General features: G+C 56.4%; 18 protein-coding genes. 17 read left to right on the top strand and 1 reads right to left on the bottom strand.

Annotated elements, in window-relative coordinates; genetic code table 11:
* Window positions 1–63: 63 nt before the first annotated feature.
* Window positions 64–1,281 carry a beta-ketoacyl-ACP synthase I gene (fabB, locus tag ACJTMZ_RS14180; RefSeq protein ID WP_017383449.1) on the top strand — a complete coding sequence of 406 codons (1,218 nt, stop codon included), beginning with the start codon at window positions 64–66 and terminating at the stop codon, window positions 1,279–1,281.
* 67 nt (window positions 1,282–1,348) lie between these two features.
* The gene (locus ACJTMZ_RS14185; RefSeq protein ID WP_045349110.1) at window positions 1,349–2,527 is read left to right on the top strand and encodes an MFS transporter; all 1,179 of its coding nucleotides are present in this window, start codon (window positions 1,349–1,351) and stop codon (window positions 2,525–2,527) included.
* A gap of 87 nt (window positions 2,528–2,614) precedes the next feature.
* On the opposite strand, the gene flk is transcribed toward ACJTMZ_RS14185, so the two are convergent.
* Entirely contained in the window at window positions 2,615–3,619 is a 1,005-nt protein-coding gene (gene flk, locus ACJTMZ_RS14190) for a flagella biosynthesis regulator Flk (protein ID WP_214595918.1), read from the bottom strand.
* Between the two features lie 111 nt (window positions 3,620–3,730).
* On the opposite strand from flk, the gene pdxB reads away from it, so the two are divergent.
* The 15 genes from pdxB (at window position 3,731) to hisP (ending at window position 17,825) form a co-directional block, all read left to right on the top strand.
* Entirely contained in the window at window positions 3,731–4,867 is a 1,137-nt protein-coding gene (gene pdxB / locus ACJTMZ_RS14195) for a 4-phosphoerythronate dehydrogenase PdxB (protein WP_047057273.1), read from the top strand.
* A 66-nt stretch (window positions 4,868–4,933) separates the two neighbouring features.
* Window positions 4,934–5,947, top strand: coding sequence for an aspartate-semialdehyde dehydrogenase (locus ACJTMZ_RS14200; protein ID WP_408626938.1), 1,014 nt, complete (start codon window positions 4,934–4,936; stop codon window positions 5,945–5,947).
* Window positions 5,947–6,759 (top strand): tRNA pseudouridine(38-40) synthase TruA, encoded by an 813-nt coding sequence (gene truA, locus ACJTMZ_RS14205; RefSeq protein WP_048247051.1) that lies wholly within the window; start codon window positions 5,947–5,949, stop codon window positions 6,757–6,759. Before ACJTMZ_RS14200 ends, truA begins: the two co-directional genes overlap by 1 nt.
* 28 nt (window positions 6,760–6,787) lie before the next feature.
* Complete coding sequence (locus ACJTMZ_RS14210; protein WP_003861406.1) at window positions 6,788–7,447, top strand: DedA family protein; 660 nt, start codon at window positions 6,788–6,790, stop codon at window positions 7,445–7,447.
* A 154-nt stretch (window positions 7,448–7,601) separates the two neighbouring features.
* Window positions 7,602–8,507 carry an acetyl-CoA carboxylase, carboxyltransferase subunit beta gene (gene accD, locus ACJTMZ_RS14215; protein WP_408626939.1) on the top strand — a complete coding sequence of 302 codons (906 nt, stop codon included), beginning with the start codon at window positions 7,602–7,604 and terminating at the stop codon, window positions 8,505–8,507.
* 70 nt (window positions 8,508–8,577) lie between these two features.
* Window positions 8,578–9,846, top strand: a complete 1,269-nt coding sequence (gene folC / locus ACJTMZ_RS14220; RefSeq protein ID WP_023295092.1) for a bifunctional tetrahydrofolate synthase/dihydrofolate synthase — start codon at window positions 8,578–8,580, stop codon at window positions 9,844–9,846.
* Window positions 9,836–10,522, top strand: coding sequence for a cell division protein DedD (dedD, locus tag ACJTMZ_RS14225; RefSeq protein ID WP_023300639.1), 687 nt, complete (start codon window positions 9,836–9,838; stop codon window positions 10,520–10,522). Before folC ends, dedD begins: the two co-directional genes overlap by 11 nt.
* A 254-nt stretch (window positions 10,523–10,776) precedes the next feature.
* Entirely contained in the window at window positions 10,777–11,265 is a 489-nt protein-coding gene (gene cvpA, locus ACJTMZ_RS14230; RefSeq protein ID WP_000262116.1) for a colicin V production protein, read from the top strand.
* A 33-nt stretch (window positions 11,266–11,298) separates the two neighbouring features.
* The gene (purF, locus tag ACJTMZ_RS14235; protein ID WP_006811407.1) at window positions 11,299–12,816 is read left to right on the top strand and encodes an amidophosphoribosyltransferase; all 1,518 of its coding nucleotides are present in this window, start codon (window positions 11,299–11,301) and stop codon (window positions 12,814–12,816) included.
* Window positions 12,817–12,905: 89 nt separating this feature from the next.
* On the top strand, window positions 12,906–13,475 hold the full coding sequence (locus tag ACJTMZ_RS14240) for a UbiX family flavin prenyltransferase (RefSeq protein WP_252010713.1): 570 nt from the start codon (window positions 12,906–12,908) through the stop codon (window positions 13,473–13,475).
* A gap of 290 nt (window positions 13,476–13,765) precedes the next feature.
* Window positions 13,766–14,548 carry a lysine/arginine/ornithine ABC transporter substrate-binding protein ArgT gene (argT, locus tag ACJTMZ_RS14245; RefSeq protein WP_252010712.1) on the top strand — a complete coding sequence of 261 codons (783 nt, stop codon included), beginning with the start codon at window positions 13,766–13,768 and terminating at the stop codon, window positions 14,546–14,548.
* A 226-nt stretch (window positions 14,549–14,774) separates the two neighbouring features.
* Window positions 14,775–15,557 carry a histidine ABC transporter substrate-binding protein HisJ gene (hisJ, locus tag ACJTMZ_RS14250; RefSeq protein WP_023295090.1) on the top strand — a complete coding sequence of 261 codons (783 nt, stop codon included), beginning with the start codon at window positions 14,775–14,777 and terminating at the stop codon, window positions 15,555–15,557.
* Window positions 15,558–15,645: 88 nt separating this feature from the next.
* Window positions 15,646–16,332: a histidine ABC transporter permease HisQ gene (locus tag ACJTMZ_RS14255; protein WP_015572256.1), complete on the top strand. Its 687-nt coding sequence runs from the start codon at window positions 15,646–15,648 to the stop codon at window positions 16,330–16,332.
* A complete protein-coding gene (locus tag ACJTMZ_RS14260) occupies window positions 16,329–17,042 on the top strand; it encodes an ABC transporter permease (RefSeq protein ID WP_003861424.1) in 714 nt (237 codons plus the stop codon). Before ACJTMZ_RS14255 ends, ACJTMZ_RS14260 begins: the two co-directional genes overlap by 4 nt.
* A gap of 9 nt (window positions 17,043–17,051) precedes the next feature.
* A complete protein-coding gene (gene hisP / locus ACJTMZ_RS14265) occupies window positions 17,052–17,825 on the top strand; it encodes a histidine ABC transporter ATP-binding protein HisP (RefSeq protein WP_003861426.1) in 774 nt (257 codons plus the stop codon).
* The last annotated feature ends 51 nt before the right edge of the window (window positions 17,826–17,876 follow it).

Here is a 17,876-nt window from a genome sequence, read left to right on the forward strand (position 1 = left end):
CGTACAAGTGTACGCTATTGTGCGACTCGAAACTTTTTATAGTGCGACTTACAGAGGTATTGAATGAAACGTGCAGTGATTACTGGCCTGGGCATCGTTTCCAGCATCGGTAATAACCAGCAGGAAGTCCTGGCATCTCTGCGTGAAGGACGCTCCGGGATCACTTTCTCTGAAGAGTTTAAAGATTCTGGAATGCGTAGCCACGTATGGGGTAACGTTAAACTGGACACCACCGGTTTAATTGACCGTAAAGTGGTTCGTTTCATGAACGATGCCTCTATCTACGCCTATCTTTCCATGCAGGAAGCGATCAAGGATTCTGGTCTGAGCGAAGACGCTTACCAGAACAACCCACGCGTGGGCCTGATTGCAGGCTCCGGCGGTTCCTCTAAAGCTCAGGTGTTCGGTGCTGACGCCATGCGCAGCCCGCGCGGCCTGAAAGCGGTCGGTCCATATGTTGTGACCAAAGCCATGGGTTCAGCGGTTTCCGCGTGCCTGGCAACGCCGTTCAAAATCCACGGTGTGAACTACTCCATCAGCTCCGCATGTGCGACCTCCGCACACTGTATCGGTAATGCGGTTGAGCAGATCCAGCTGGGCAAACAGGACATCGTATTTGCTGGCGGCGGCGAAGAGCTGGGCTGGGAAATGGCCTGTGAGTTTGACGCAATGGGCGCACTGTCCACCAAATACAACGAAACGCCAGACAAAGCGTCCCGTACTTATGACGCACACCGCGACGGTTTTGTTATCGCTGGCGGCGGCGGTATGGTTGTGGTTGAAGAGCTGGAACACGCGCTGGCGCGTGGCGCGCACATCTATGCTGAGATCGTGGGCTACGGCGCAACGTCTGACGGCGCTGACATGGTTGCTCCATCTGGTGAAGGCGCGGTGCGCTGCATGAAGATGGCGATGCACGGTGTTGATACTCCAATCGACTACCTGAACTCCCACGGCACCTCAACGCCGGTAGGCGACGTGAAAGAGCTGGGTGCGATCCGTGAAGTGTTCGGCGACAACAGCCCGGCTATCTCTGCAACCAAAGCCATGACCGGTCACTCTCTGGGAGCGGCGGGCGTGCAGGAAGCGATCTACTCTCTGCTGATGCTGGAAAACGGCTTTATCGCGCCAAGCATCAACATCGAAGAGATGGACGAGCAGGCGGCTGGCCTGAACATCGTGACCGAAACCACCGAACGTGAGCTGACGACCGTTATGTCCAACAGCTTCGGTTTCGGCGGCACCAACGCCACGCTGGTGATGCGTAAGCTGAAAGCGTAAGCGTTTGAAGGTATAGTAGAAGGGAGCCGCGCGGCTCCCTTTTTTATGCCTGAACACGGAGTTATGCATGAAGGCTGTTACCCCTGAGAAGAGCGCTCCTTCCGGGAACCTTTCCCTTTTCCGCATCGCCTTTGCGGTGTTTCTGACCTATATGACCGTTGGCCTGCCGCTGCCGGTGATCCCCTTGTTCGTTCACCAGGAGCTGGGCTATGGCAACACCATGGTCGGCATTGCGGTGGGCATTCAGTTTTTAGCGACGGTATTAACCCGGGGCTACGCCGGTCGCCTGGCGGATCAGCACGGCGCAAAACGCTCGGCGTTGCAGGGCATGTTTGCCTGCGGGCTGGCGGGGGGAGCCTGGCTGCTGGCGGCGCTGTTGCCGATAGATGCAGCGTATAAATTCGCGCTGCTGGTGGCAGGGCGTCTGATCCTCGGCTTTGGCGAAAGCCAGCTGCTGACCGGCACCCTTACCTGGGGAATGGGGCTGGTGGGGCCTGCGCGTTCCGGAAAAGTGATGTCCTGGAACGGGATGGCGATTTACGGCGCGCTGGCGGCAGGCGCACCGCTGGGGCTGCTGATCCACAGCCAGTTTGGTTTTGCGGCGCTGGCAGGCACCACCATGGTATTGCCGCTGCTGGCGTGGGCGTTTAACGGTTCGGTGCGTAAGGTGCCCGCCCATAAAGGCGAGCGTCCTTCGCTGTGGAGCGTGGTGGGGCAAATCTGGCAGCCGGGGCTTGGGCTGGCGCTTCAGGGGGTGGGCTTCGCGGTTATTGGTACCTTTGTCTCCCTCTATTTCATGAGCCGCGGCTGGGCGATGGCGGGCTTTACGCTGACGGCCTTTGGCGGCGCGTTTGTATTGATGCGCGTGCTGTTTGGCTGGATGCCGGATCGCTTTGGCGGCGTGAAGGTGGCCGTGGCGTCACTTGTCATTGAGACCGTGGGTCTGGTACTGCTCTGGCAGGCGCCCTCTGCATCCGTTGCGCTGCTGGGTGCGGCGTTAACCGGCTGCGGCTGCTCGCTGATCTTCCCGGCGCTGGGCGTTGAAGTGGTGAAGCGCGTGGCTCCGCAGGTGCGCGGCACGGCGCTGGGCGGCTATGCGGCGTTTCAGGATATCTCATACGGGGTCACCGGGCCGCTGGCGGGGCTGCTTGCAACGTCGTTTGGCTATCCTTCCGTCTTCCTGGCCGGTGCGGTGTCAGCGGTGGTGGGAATTGTGGTGACGCTGGTGGCGTTTCGCAAGCGGTAGTATGTTGCAGGGTGGCGGCTTCGCCTTACCCGGCCTACTGTTCGAGCCGTTGTAGGCCCGGTAAGCGAAGCGCCACCGGGCAAATCCTCACGCAACCAGCCAGAAAATCGCCAGCGCAATCACCAACGCGATAAACATCAATCCCGGACGGGCAGAAAGCGTTTTGAACGTATCAACTACGGGGGCAAACAGCGGGCTGTAGATCGGCTGAATGTTTCTTACCTCCGGCACGCCGCCTTCCCGCTCGGCGCGGCGAACGAAGATCTGATTGAGCACATCCTGCACCTGCGCGGTGGTCAGCACCGTTTGCGGCGTAGCCTGCCAGTTCTGCTGGGCGTAATCCCGAATCATATCGAACTCGTGTGGTTCCAGCGGTTGCTTCAGCGCCGCCTGTACGCTGTGCAGGGTCGGGGCGCTCTGGGTGCTGAGCGTCTGACGCGCCTGGAGCCAGGTGACCAGATGGGTAAACTGTTTTGCCGGGATCATCTCGCCCGCTTTCACACCGGAAAGTTCCAGCATGGATTGCCAGATAAGCTTTGTGGGTTCGCCGGTAGCGGCAGCCAGTTTAGTGACCATCTGCTTGAGCGTATTATGCTCCGCAGGCTGCAATGGCCGTTCTGTAGACGGGCGCTGTTGCGGCTGCGGGATAGAAAGCTGATTGCTTTGTAGCAGGGTCAACACGGTTTTCAGCTGTTCTTGCGAAAGCTGGCTCAGGGCGGTATGACCGTACTGTTGACGGATAAAATCACTCACCGCCTGGCGATTATTCCCCTGGCCCAATAGCTCGGTCAGCTGCGAGATAATCTGGCGGGTAGTATGTTGCTGCTGTGCGCTGGTAAGACGCTGGTTAAGGTTTTGTTCGGCGGCAGGGAAATGGCGCGACTGTAGCGGCGCATCGTTTCTGACGCCCAAATCGTGCTTAACGCCGGCCCATACCTCTGCGTTTTGCTGTGAGGTTAACGCAATAAGACGCGTGATCAGACGCTCCAGTACGGTGCGTTGCTGCGTGGAGAGCGGTTGTTCGCCTGGCGTGTTGGGCGTTACGGGGCCTTCACCCGGAGGGCGCGGAGGCGTACCTGAAATGGGCTGCATCGTCAAAAATCCTTAAAGTCAAACTCTGCGTAACCGGGCGGAGATATATGCCCGGCGGCGAGATTATGGCACACTTGGCAGGTTTACTTCCTCTCAAACAGGTACTCAGACGTGAAAATCCTCGTTGATGAAAATATGCCTTACGCCCGTGAGCTGTTCAGCCGCCTGGGTGAGGTTAAGGCTGTCCCTGGTCGCCCGATTCCGGTCAGCGAACTGGACGATGCAGACGCCCTGATGGTGCGCTCGGTGACCAAAGTAAATGAGGCACTGCTCACCGGCAAAGGGGTTAAATTTGTCGGGACGGCAACGGCCGGGACCGATCATGTGGATGACCAGTGGCTTAAGCAGGCGGGGATTGGTTTTTCCGCGGCGCCAGGCTGTAACGCCATTGCCGTCGTGGAATATGTTTTCTCCTCGCTATTGATGCTGGCCGAGCGCGATGGTTTTGCGCTGAAAGACCGCACCGTCGGGATTGTGGGGGTGGGCAACGTGGGCGGACGTCTGCAAAAGCGTCTGGAAGCCTGGGGCATCCACACCCTGCTGTGCGATCCGCCGCGTAAGGATAACGGCGATGAAGGCGACTTCCGCACGCTGGATGAGCTGGTCGACGAGTGCGACGTCATCACCTTCCATACGCCGCTCTTTAAAGAGGGGCCGTACAAGACTCTGCACCTGGCCGACGAAAAGCTGATCCGCCGTCTGAAGGCTGGCACTATTCTGATAAATGCCTGCCGGGGACCGGTGGTGGATAACGCGGCGCTGCTGGCATGTCTCGACGAAGGACAAGAGCTTAGCGTGGTGCTGGACGTCTGGGAACCAGAGCCGGATCTCAACGTCGCCTTGCTGAATAAGGTGGACGTGGGTACCGCGCATATCGCGGGTTATACCCTTGAAGGCAAAGCGCGTGGCACAACCCAGGTGTTTGAGGCTTACAGCGCCTTTATCGGCCATCCGCAGCAGGTGGCGCTGGATACGCTGCTGCCCGCCCCGGAATTTGGCCGCATTACCCTTCATGGCCCGCTGGATGAGGCAACGCTGAAAAGACTGGTGCATTTGGTGTATGATGTGCGCCGCGATGACGCGCTGCTGCGTAAAGTGGCGGGTATTCCGGGTGAGTTTGACAAGCTGCGCAAAAATTACCTTGAGCGCCGCGAGTGGTCTTCCCTGTATGTCATGTGCGATGACGCGTCAGCGGCGGGGCTGCTGCATAAACTGGGATTTAACGCCGTTCACCACCCGGCACGTTAATGTCTTCTTAATGCTCCCTGTCGGATATTCCGGCAGGGACGCTTTTTATTTCTGGAGTAAACCACCATGTCTGAAGGCTGGAACATTGCCATTTTGGGTGCCACTGGCGCCGTGGGCGAAGCCCTGCTTGAAACCCTTGCTGAGCGTCAGTTCCCGGTGGGTGAGATTTACGCACTGGCGCGTACCGACAGCGCAGGAGAACATCTGCGTTTCGGCGGCAAATCCGTGATGGTGCAGGATGCCGCCGCGTTTGACTGGACGCAGGCTCAGCTGGCGTTTTTTGCCGCAGGTGCGGAAGCCACGGCGTCTTACATTGAAGAAGCGACAAATTCAGGCTGTCTGGTGATCGACCTGAGCGGCCTGTTCTCCCTGGAGCCGGATGTGCCGCTGGTGGTGCCGGACGTCAACCCGTTTGTGCTGGCTGACTACCGCAACCGCAACATCATTGCAGTACCGAACAGCCTCACCAGCCAGCTACTGACCGCGCTGAAGCCGCTGATCGACGACAGTGGCCTGTCGCGTATTTCCGTGACCAGCCTGCTTTCAGCCTCCGCTAACGGTAAAAAAGCCGTAGACGCACTGGCAGGGCAGAGCGCGAAGCTGCTGAACGGTATCCCGATCGACGAAGATGATTTCTTTGGCCGCCAGCTGGCGTTCAACATGCTGCCGCTGCTGCCGGATCGTGAAGGTTCGGTGCGGGAAGAGCGTCGTATCGTCGATGAAGCACGCAAAATTTTGCAGGATGACGGGCTGATGATCTCCGCGAATGTCGTGCAGTCTCCGGTCTTTTACGGCCACGCGCAGATGGTCGGGTTTGAAGCCCTGCGTCCGCTGGCGGCTGAAGAAGCCCGCGACGCGTTTGGCCGCGGTGAGGACATTGTCCTGTCCGAAGAGAGCGAATTCCCGACGCAGGTGGGCGACGCCACCGGCAGCGCGCATCTCTCTGTGGGCTGCGTGCGTAACGATTACGGTATGCCGGAGCAGGTGCAGTTCTGGTCCGTTGCCGACAACGTGCGTTTTGGCGGCGCGCTGATGGCGGTCAAAATCGCGGAAAAACTGGTGCAGGAGTATCTGTACTGATGTCAGATGTGGAACAAAAGCCGGTCCACAGAATTGCCCTCGGCATTGAATACGATGGCAGTAAATACTATGGCTGGCAGCGGCAGAATGAGGTGCGCAGCGTCCAGGAGAAGCTGGAGAAAGCGCTCTCTCAGGTGGCGAACGAACCGATAAGCGTCTTCTGTGCGGGCCGCACCGATGCCGGCGTTCACGGCACGGGGCAGGTGGTGCATTTTGACACCACCGCCGTGCGCAAAGACGCGGCCTGGACGCTGGGTGTAAATGCGAATTTGCCTGGTGACATTGCCGTACGTTGGGTGAAAGCTGTGCCGGATGATTTTCACGCGCGTTTCAGCGCGACGGCGCGGCGCTACCGTTATGTCATCTATAACCAGCGCCTGCGCCCGGCGGTGTTAAGCCAGGGCGTGACGCATTTTTATGAACCGCTGGATGCAGAACGTATGCAGCGTGCGGCGCAGTATCTGATTGGAGAGAATGATTTTACGTCGTTTCGTGCGGTGCAGTGTCAGTCCCGTACGCCGTGGCGTAACGTCATGCACATTAACGTCAGTCGTTATGGCGCGTATGTGGTGGTGGATATCAAAGCCAATGCCTTTGTACATCATATGGTGCGGAATATTGTAGGCAGCCTGATGGAAGTGGGCGCCGGACACCAGCCGGAGAGCTGGATTGCAGAACTGCTGGCAGCGAAGGACAGAACGCTTGCGGCAGCAACGGCGAAAGCGGAAGGGCTGTATCTGGTTTCGGTGGATTATCCGGACCGGTTCGACCTGCCAAAACCGCCAATGGGCCCGCTGTTTTTAGCGGACTAAACAAAGGTGCAATTAAGGCTTAGACAATATGGACGTAATACGTTTTCTGATTGATTTCATCCTGCATATTGATGTTCACCTGGCGGAGCTGGTCGCGCAGTACGGCGTCTGGGTGTACGCCATTCTGTTCCTCATTCTGTTCTGTGAAACCGGCCTTGTGGTTACCCCGTTCCTGCCGGGAGATTCACTGCTGTTCGTGGCGGGCGCGTTATCCGCACTGCCAACGAATGACCTGAATGTCCATCTGATGGTGGTCCTGATGATCATCGCCGCGATTGTTGGTGATGCGGTCAACTACACCATCGGGCGGGTGTTTGGCGAGCGGTTGTTCAGTAATCCGGACTCGAAGATTTTCCGCCGCAGTTATTTAGATAAGACCCATGCGTTCTATGAGCGCCATGGCGGTAAGACCATTATCCTTGCCCGTTTTGTGCCTATTGTACGTACATTTGCACCGTTTGTGGCGGGAATGGGTCACATGTCCTATCGTCATTTTGCCATGTATAACGTGGTGGGCGCGCTGCTGTGGGTGCTGCTGTTCACCTATGCAGGCTACCTGTTTGGCGATCTGCCGGTGGTTCAGGAAAACCTTAAGTTACTGATTGTAGCGATTATTGTGCTTTCCGTACTGCCTGGCGTCATCGAAATTATCCGTCACAAACGCGCGGCGGCAAAGCAAGCGAAGTAAATGCACGCTGGCGGTTCGACCACTTTTTTATCCAAAGTTTCGGGCTGTTATGTTTTAATGTGCAACATTCATGGTCTGTTGGAGGCAAAAATGGCATTATTCGCCTCTTACAGCAAAACTGGCATACGACCAGGTTCAGGCAGAAAGGTTATCAATGAGCTGGATTGAACGAATTAAAAGCAACATTACCCCAACGCGTAAAGCGAGCATTCCTGAAGGGGTATGGACGAAGTGTGATAGCTGCGGCCAGGTTCTGTATCGCGCAGAGCTGGAACGCAATCTTGAGGTGTGTCCGAAGTGTGACCACCATATGCGTATGTCGGCGCGCAACCGCCTGCATAGCCTGCTGGACGAAGGTTCTCTGGTAGAACTGGGCAGCGAACTGGAGCCAAAAGATGTGCTTAAGTTCCGCGACTCCAAAAAATACAAAGATCGTCTGGCCTCTGCGCAGAAAGAGACCGGCGAGAAAGACGCGCTGATCGTCATGAAAGGCACCCTGCACGAGATGCCGGTGGTTGCCGCCGCGTTTGAGTTCTCCTTTATGGGCGGCTCAATGGGCTCTGTGGTTGGCGCGCGCTTCGTGCGTGCCGTTGAGCAGGCGCTGGAAGACAACTGCCCGCTGATCTGCTTCTCCGCCTCCGGTGGCGCACGTATGCAGGAAGCGCTGATGTCCCTGATGCAGATGGCGAAAACCTCTGCGGCGCTGGCGAAAATGCAGGAGCGCGGTCTGCCGTACATCTCGGTACTGACCGATCCAACCATGGGCGGCGTTTCTGCAAGCTTCGCGATGCTGGGCGACCTGAACATCGCTGAGCCAAAAGCGCTGATCGGCTTTGCGGGTCCTCGCGTTATCGAGCAGACCGTACGTGAGAAACTGCCGCCGGGCTTCCAGCGCAGTGAGTTCCTCATTGAGAAGGGCGCCATCGACATGATCGTCCGCCGTCCGGAAATGCGCCTGAAACTGGCAAGCGTCCTGGCGAAGCTGATGAATCTGCCGGCGCCGAACCCGGACGAGCCGCGCGAAGACGTGGTGGTACCGGATCAGGAACCCGAGGCCTGATAACTGAAAAGGGCAGGGCCGAATGGCGCTGCCCTTTTGCTTTCTAAACCGTTAATGACAACCGGGCATCATGGAAAATAAAAGCATTCCTCAAGCCACGTCGCCCCTGGCCGCGTGGCTTTCTTATCTGGAAAACCTGCACAGTAAAACTATCGACATGGGCCTTGAGCGCGTAAGCCAGGTTGCCGCGCGTCTTGACGTGTTGAAACCCGCGCCTTTCGTATTTACCGTGGCCGGCACTAACGGTAAAGGCACCACCTGCCGCACGCTGGAATCTGTCCTGATGGCGGCGGGGTACAAGGTTGGCGTTTACAGCTCGCCGCATCTGGTGCGCTATACCGAGCGCGTGCGCGTGCAAAACACCGAGCTGGCGGAATCCGCCCATACGGCGTCGTTTGCCGCTATCGAAGCTGCGCGCGGCGAAACCTCATTAACCTATTTCGAATACGGCACCCTGTCGGCGCTGTGGCTGTTTAAGCAGGCGCAACTGGACGTGGTGATCCTGGAAGTGGGGTTGGGCGGGCGTCTGGATGCCACCAATATGGTGGATGCGGATGTCGCCGTCGTCACCAGCATCGCGCTGGATCACACCGACTGGCTGGGCCCGGACCGCGAGAGCATTGGCCGTGAGAAGGCCGGTATTTTCCGGGCCAATAAGCCTGCCGTGGTAGGCGAACCGGACATGCCGCACACCATTGCTGAGGTAGCGAAAGAGAAGGGCGCTCGTCTGCTGCGTCGCGGCGTGGACTGGCAGTATGAGGTGCAGGACAAAGGCTGGCGCTTCAGCGATGCGCAGGGCGTGCTGGAGAATCTGCCGCTGCCGCAGGTGCCACAGCCTAACGCGGCGACTGCGCTGGCAGCCCTGCGCGCCAGCGGATTAGCGGTAAGCGAGCAGGCGATCCGCGACGGCATTCAGAACGCACTGTTACCGGGACGTTTTCAGATTGTGAGTGAGTCGCCGCGTCTGATTCTGGATGTTGCACATAATCCGCATGCGGCGGCGTACCTCGCAGGACGTCTCAAATCGTTACCAAAAACCGGGCGCGTGCTGGCGGTTATCGGTATGCTTCATGATAAAGATATCGGCGGCACGCTGGCCTGCATGGAGAGTGTGGTCGATAGCTGGTATTGTGCTCCTCTGGAAGGGCCGCGCGGCGCGACTGCTGAGCAGTTGATGGAACATCTCGGCAAAGGCGAAATCTACAGCAGTGTGGTTTCGGCCTGGCGTGCCGCGATGGCGGAGGCTAAACCAGAAGATACCGTGCTGGTGTGTGGGTCATTCCACACGGTGGCACATGTCATGGAAGTGATGGACGCGGGGAGAACCGGTGGCGAGTAAGTTTCAGAACCGTTTAACAGGAACCATTGTGCTGGTCGCGCTCGGGGTGATTATTCTCCCGGGACTGCTCGACGGGCAAAAAAAGCATTACCAGGATGAATTTGCGGCCATTCCGCTGGTACCCAAACCGGGCGATCGCGACGAGCCCGATATGCTGCCAGCGGCAACGCAGGCGCTGCCTGCCCAGCCGCCAGAAGGCGCAGCGGAAGAGGTGCGCGCAGGTGATGCAGCCGCGCCGTCGCTCGATCCTTCGCGTCTGGCGACGAACAATAACATCGAGATTGATCCGGTGCCGGTAGAACAGCCTAAGCCTGTTGAGAAGCCGAAACCGGTGGAGAAGCCGCAGCCGAAACCGCAGCGGGATAAAGCGGCCGAGCAACTGGCAGCCGCCTCAGAAACGCCACCGCCGGCAAAACAGGACGCAGCCCCTACGGGTAAAGCCTATGTCGTTCAGCTCGGTGCGTTGAAAAATGCAGATAAGGTCAATGAGATCGTGAGTAAACTGCGCGGCGCGGGATACCGTGTTTATACTTCACCCACCACGCCGGTACAGGGTAAAATTACCCGTATCCTCGTGGGGCCGGATGCGTCTAAAGATAAGCTCAAAGGTTCGCTTGGCGAGCTGAAGCAAATCTCCGGCCTGAGCGGTGTGGTGATGAACTACAGCGCCAACTGATAGAAATTATCCCTTCACCCTAACCCTCTCCCCAAAGGGGCGAGGGGACGGTTTGCTCCCTCTCCCTTGAGGGAGAGGGCGGGGATGAGGGGGAGGCAGACGTTCACAGAAACGTCAAAGGTGCGGGGGCGTTGAGCATTTTTTCAGCGCCTTTTTTATTTACGCGTGGGAAGGAAATCCCTACGCAAACGTTTTCTTTTTCTGTTAGAATTCGCCCCGAACTGGATGACAGGGCGTTTAATCGTGGGACACATATGGTCTGGATTGATTACGCCATCATTGCGGTGATTGGTTTTTCCTGTCTGGTTAGCCTGATCCGTGGCTTTGTTCGTGAAGCGTTATCGCTGGTAACCTGGGGTTGTGCTTTCTTTGTTGCCAGTCATTACTACACTTACCTGTCTGTCTGGTTCACGGGCTTTGAAGATGAACTGGTCCGAAACGGAATCGCCATCGCGGTGCTGTTTATCGCGACGCTGATTGTCGGCGCTATCGTCAATTACGTGATAGGTCAGCTGGTCGAGAAAACCGGTCTGTCAGGAACGGACAGGGTACTCGGCATCTGTTTCGGCGCGTTGCGAGGCGTGCTCATTGTGGCCGCGATCCTGTTCTTCCTGGATACCTTTACCGGGTTCTCCAAAAGTGAAGACTGGCAAAAATCGCAGCTCATTCCGGAGTTCAGCTTCATCATCAGATGGTTCTTTGACTATCTGCAAAGCTCGTCGAGTTTCTTGCCCAGGGCATAAACCCTGAGATGTGGCTTAACGAGGAAAAGACGAATGTGCGGTATTGTCGGTATCGCCGGTTTCATGCCGGTAAACCAGTCGATTTATGACGCGTTAACGGTGCTTCAGCACCGTGGGCAGGATGCTGCGGGTATCATCACCATTGATGCAAACAACTGCTTCCGTTTACGTAAGGCGAATGGCCTGGTAAACGATGTGTTTGAAGCCCGCCATATGCAGCGTCTGCAAGGTAATATGGGGATCGGTCACGTTCGTTATCCTACTGCTGGCAGTTCCAGCGCCTCTGAGGCTCAGCCTTTTTACGTTAACTCCCCGTATGGCATCACGCTTGCCCACAATGGCAATCTGACCAATGCCCACGAGCTGCGTAAAAAGCTGTTCGAAGAGAAACGTCGCCACATTAACACCACCTCTGATTCTGAAATCCTGCTCAATATCTTTGCCAGCGAACTGGATAACTTCCGCCATTATCCGCTGGAAGCAGACAACATTTTTGCCGCCGTTGCCGCGACTAACCGCCTGATCCGTGGCGCGTATGCTTGCGTGGCGATGATCATCGGTCACGGCATGGTGGCCTTCCGCGATCCAAACGGCATTCGCCCGCTGGTGCTTGGCAAACGTGACCTCGGCGATGGCCGTTCCGAGTACATGGTTGCCTCCGAAAGCGTGGCGCTGGACACTCTGGGCTTCGAATTCCTGCGTGATGTCGCGCCAGGCGAAGCGGTCTACATCACTGAGAAGGGCCAGCTGTTTACCCGTCAGTGCGCCGACAACCCGGTGAGCAACCCGTGCCTGTTCGAATACGTTTACTTCGCGCGTCCGGACTCGTTCATCGACAAGATTTCCGTTTACAGCGCGCGCGTCAACATGGGGACGAAGCTGGGTGAGAAGATTGCCCGCGAGTGGGACGATCTCGACATCGACGTCGTCATCCCAATCCCTGAAACCTCCTGTGATATCGCGCTGGAAATTGCCCGTATTCTGGACAAGCCGTACCGTCAGGGCTTCGTGAAAAACCGCTACGTGGGCCGCACCTTTATCATGCCGGGCCAGCAGCTGCGTCGTAAGTCCGTACGTCGTAAGCTGAACGCTAACCGTGCCGAGTTCCGCGACAAGAACGTGCTGCTGGTGGACGACTCCATTGTGCGCGGCACGACGTCTGAGCAGATCATCGAGATGGCGCGTGAGGCCGGGGCGAAGAAAGTGTATCTCGCCTCCGCAGCGCCGGAAATTCGCTTCCCGAACGTGTATGGCATTGATATGCCAACCGCTAACGAGCTGATTGCTCACGGTCGTGAAGTAGACGAAATTCGGCAGATCATCGGTGCCGACGGCCTGATTTTCCAGGATCTGAACGATCTGATCGACGCGGTGCGCGCCGAGAACCCGGATATTCAGCAGTTCGAATGCTCGGTATTCAATGGGATCTACGTAACGAAAGACGTTGACCAGCAGTATCTCGACTATCTGGATTCGCTGCGTAACGACGATGCGAAAGCCGTCCAGCTGCAAAACGATCTCGAAAGCTTAGAGATGCACAACGAAGGTTGATGCGTATGCAGGTGAGGGCGCTCGCCCTCACTTGCAACTCCCCGTAAAATCCTGCACAGTCTGCCCTGAAATCAGCAAGGGCGAAAATCATGAAACGACTCATTGTAGGGATCAGCGGTGCCAGCGGCGCGTTTTATGGCGTCCGGCTGTTACAGGTGCTGCGTGACGTTGCAGGCGTAGAAACCCATCTGGTGATGAGCCAGGCGGCGCGTCAGACCCTCTCTCTTGAAACCGATCTCTCTCTGCGCGACGTTCAGGCCCTGGCTGACGTTGTCCACGATGCCCGCGATATCGCCACCAGCATCTCTTCGGGCTCGTTTAAAACGGCCGGCATGGTTATTTTGCCCTGTTCGATTAAAACCCTTTCCGGCATTGTAAACAGCTATACCGACACGCTGGTGACGCGTGCAGCGGATGTGGTGCTGAAAGAGCGTCGTCCTCTGGTGCTCTGCGTGCGGGAAACGCCGCTGCACCTGGGACATCTGCGTTTAATGACGCAGGCAGCCGAACTGGGGGCCGTGATTATGCCGCCGGTCCCCGCGTTCTATCATCGTCCGCAAACGCTGGACGATGTCATCAACCAGACCGTTAACCGCGTACTGGATCAGTTCGATATCGACCTGCCGGAAGATCTCTTTACCCGCTGGCAGGGGGCGTGAAGCTGTGCACAAACAAGGTGCATGAAAAGACAATTTGCCCTGTTTCAGGGCAAAACTGCAACCGCGATCATATCCTCGACATTTAATTCGCTTTTTCCCTTTTTCTCTTTCCGGTTCGTTCGGCAGACCTGCTATCTTTCACCATTAAGGCAGTATCGCAACGTTTTATTAACATATTTAACGTCGTAGTTTTAACCCGACGACAATGTGGCATAAGACCTGCAAGAACAGCCTGCAACACAACACACAACATAAACCATAATAAAATCACGGTTCTTGAGGGTAAATGTATGAAGAAGACGGTTCTGGCTCTGCCTTTGCTCGTGGGCTTGAGTGCAGCAGCAAGTAGCTATGCAGCGCTTCCACAGACAGTTCGTATCGGTACAGACGCAACCTACGCGCCATTCTCCTCCAAGGATGCGAAAGGCGACTTCGTGGGGTTTGATATCGATCTGGGAAATGAGATGTGCAAACGCATGGAAGTGAAATGCACATGGGTGGGCAGTGACTTTGACGCGCTGATCCCGTCGCTGAAAGCCAAGAAAATTGATGCCATTATCTCTTCTCTCTCCATCACGGAAAAACGTCAGCAGGAGATCGCCTTCTCTGAGAAGCTCTACGCTGCCGACTCACGTCTGATTGCCGCGAAAGGCTCGCCAATCCAGCCGACCATCGACTCGTTGAAAGGCAAACATGTTGGCGTGCTTCAGGGCTCGACCCAGGAAGGTTACGCCAATGCTAACTGGCGCGAGAAGGGCGTCGATGTTGTGGCTTACCAGAACCAGGATCTGATCTACTCTGACCTGGCGGCAGGCCGTCTGGATGCCGCGTTTCAGGATGAAGTCGCCGCGAGCGAAGGCTTCCTGAAACAGCCTGCGGGTAAAGAGTACGCCTTTGCCGGCCCGTCGGTAAAAGACAAAAAATACTTTGGCGACGGTACCGGTATTGGCCTGCGTAAGGATGATACCGAGCTGAAAGCCGCCTTCGACAAAGCGTTTAATGAACTGCGTAAAGACGGTACCTACGACAAACTGGCGAAGAAATACTTCGATTTCAACGTCTACGGTGATTAATGCATGAATGAGATGCACCGAAGTGGTGCATCTTGACGGGGTTATGTTCCAGTATGGTGCAATACATGCACCATACTGGATCGCTGTGTGCATAGTTAAGCATTTAAAATGCAAAAATTCCCGTTCAAAGGCATTAATCTTTGCCTGAATGAGGGGATTAATGGCACATTAACAACACCCCGTCGTCGTAAAAATCTCGTATTAAGACAGTTTGTTGAGGACAGATATGAAAAAACTGGTGTTGTCACTTTCTCTGGTACTGGCTTTTTCCAGCGCCACCGCGGCATTCGCAGCAATTCCGCAGAAAATTCGTATTGGAACTGACCCAACCTATGCACCTTTCGAATCGAAGAATGCGAAGGGAGAACTGGTCGGTTTTGACATCGATCTGGCTAACGAGCTGTGCAAACGCATTAAAGTGCAATGTACCTACGTTGAAAACCCGCTGGATGCGCTGATCCCGTCCCTGAAAGCGAAGAAAATTGACGTGATCATGTCCTCCCTGTCCATCACAGAAAAACGTCAGCAGGAGATTGCCTTCACGGACAAACTCTATGCGGCGGACTCACGTCTGGTGGTGGCGAAATCCTCTGACATTCAGCCAACCCTTGAATCTCTGAAAGGCAAACGCGTGGGCGTGTTGCAGGGTACGACGCAGGAAACCTACGGCAACGAGCACTGGGCGCCAAAGGGGATTGAAATTGTCTCTTACCAGGGCCAGGAAAACATCTACGCAGACCTCACGGCAGGCCGTATTGACGCGGCATTCCAGGATGAAGTGGCGGCAAGCGAAGGCTTCCTGAAACAGCCTGTGGGTAAAGATTACAAGTTCGGCGGTCCGTCCATTAAGGACGAAAAACTCTTTGGCGTTGGCACCGGTATGGGCCTGCGTAAAGAAGACAACGAACTGCGTGAAGCCCTGAACAAAGCGTTCGCCGAGATGCGCGCGGACGGCACCTATGACAAGCTGGCGAAAAAGTACTTCGATTTTAATGTTTACGGCGGCTAATCGCCCCGTCTGATAACGTGCGGCCCCTCCCGTGGCGGGAGGGGAAAAGACACGGTTCCACCACTCACGAGACGACAGGGCACGCGGTATGCTGTACGGATTTTCTGGCGTTATTTTACAGGGCGCGCTTGTCACCCTTGAGCTGGCTATCAGCTCCGTGGTGCTGGCGGTGCTGATAGGCCTGGCGGGCGCGGGGGCAAAATTATCCGCCAACAGACCGCTGGCGCTGATATTTGAAGGCTATACCACGCTGATTCGCGGCGTGCCTGATCTGGTGCTGATGCTGCTGATCTTTTACGGCCTGCAAATCGCACTTAATGGCGTGACGGATGCCATCGGCATGGAGCAGATCGATATCGACCCGATGGTGGCCGGTATTATTACCCTTGGTTTTATCTACGGCGCTTATTTCACTGAGACTTTCCGCGGCGCTTACATGGCCGTGCCGAAAGGGCATATTGAAGCGGCAACCGCCTACGGTTTTACCTCCTCACAAACGTTTCGCCGGATCATGTTCCCGGCCATGATGCGCTACGCGCTGCCGGGCATCGGTAACAACTGGCAGGTTATTCTCAAGGCTACGGCGCTGGTCTCCCTGCTGGGTCTGGAAGATGTGGTGAAGGCCACGCAGCTGGCGGGTAAAAGCACCTGGGAACCGTTCTATTTTGCGGTGGTTTGCGGCGTGATCTATCTGGTCTTTACGACCGTCTCCAATGGTGTGCTGCTTCTGCTCGAACGTCGCTACTCCGTGGGTGTGAAGAGGGCTGACCTGTGATTGAGATTATTCAGGAGTACTGGAAATCCCTGCTGTGGACGGATGGTTACCGCTTTACTGGCGTGGCCATCACGCTGTGGCTGCTGATCTCCTCGGTGGTAATGGGCGGCATTCTGGCGGTGTTTCTTGCCATTGGCCGCGTGTCGAACAATAAATTTATCCAGTTCCCTATCTGGCTGTTCACCTACGTGTTTCGCGGTACGCCGCTGTACGTGCAGCTGCTGGTGTTCTATTCCGGGATGTACACGCTGGAGATCGTGAAAGGCACTGAGATGCTGAACGCGTTCTTCCGCAGCGGTCTGAACTGTACGGTGCTGGCGCTGACCCTCAATACCTGCGCCTATACCACCGAGATCTTCGCCGGGGCCATCCGTTCTGTGCCGCACGGTGAGATCGAGGCGGCGCGCGCGTATGGCTTCTCGTCCGTGAAGCTCTACCGCTGTATTATTCTGCCTTCGGCGCTGCGTATTGCGCTGCCGGCCTACAGCAACGAAGTGATTTTAATGCTGCATTCGACGGCACTGGCGTTTACCGCCACGGTACCGGATCTGTTAAAGATTGCCCGCGATATTAACTCTGCCACCTACCAGCCGTTTACGGCGTTTGGCATTGCGGCAGTGCTCTATTTGATCATTTCTTACGTCCTGATCAGTCTGTTCCGTAAGGCTGAAAAACGCTGGTTGCAGCATATAAAACCGTCGACGCACTGAGAATTTATGATGGCTGAGAACAAATTAAACGTAATTGATTTGCACAAGCGCTACGGCGAACATGAAGTGCTGAAAGGGGTGTCGCTGGAGGCTAACGCGGGCGACGTGATCAGTATTATCGGCTCATCAGGTTCGGGTAAAAGTACCTTCCTGCGCTGCATCAACTTCCTCGAAAAGCCGAGCGAAGGATCGATTGTGGTGAGCGGACAGAACATCAACATGGTCCGTGATAAAGACGGCCAGCTTAAAGTGGCGGATAAAAACCAGCTGCGCCTGCTGCGTACACGCCTGACGATGGTGTTCCAGCACTTCAACCTCTGGAGCCACATGACGGTGCTGGAGAACGTGATGGAAGCGCCGGTTCAGGTGCTCGGCTTAAGCAAGCAGGAAGCCCGCGAGCGTGCGGTCAAATACCTGGCGAAAGTGGGTATCGACGAGCGGCAGCAGATCAAATATCCGGTGCACCTGTCAGGGGGGCAGCAGCAGCGTGTTTCTATCGCCCGTGCGCTGGCGATGGAGCCGGAAGTGTTGCTGTTTGACGAACCGACTTCCGCGCTGGATCCTGAACTCGTTGGCGAAGTGCTGCGCATCATGCAAAAGCTGGCGGAAGAGGGCAAAACGATGGTGGTGGTGACGCACGAGATGGGCTTCGCCCGTAACGTTTCTAACCACGTTATCTTCCTGCATCAGGGCAAGATTGAAGAGCAGGGTCATCCGGATGAGGTGCTGGCGAACCCGCAAAGCCCGCGGTTGCAGCAGTTCCTGAAAGGCTCGTTGAAGTAGGTTTGGTCTTTCTCCCTCTCCCTGTGGGAGAGGGCCGGGGTGAGGGCATCA

The organism is Enterobacter sp. DN (assembly GCF_046054285.1).
Taxonomy (GTDB): Bacteria; Pseudomonadota; Gammaproteobacteria; order Enterobacterales; family Enterobacteriaceae; genus Enterobacter; species Enterobacter hormaechei_C.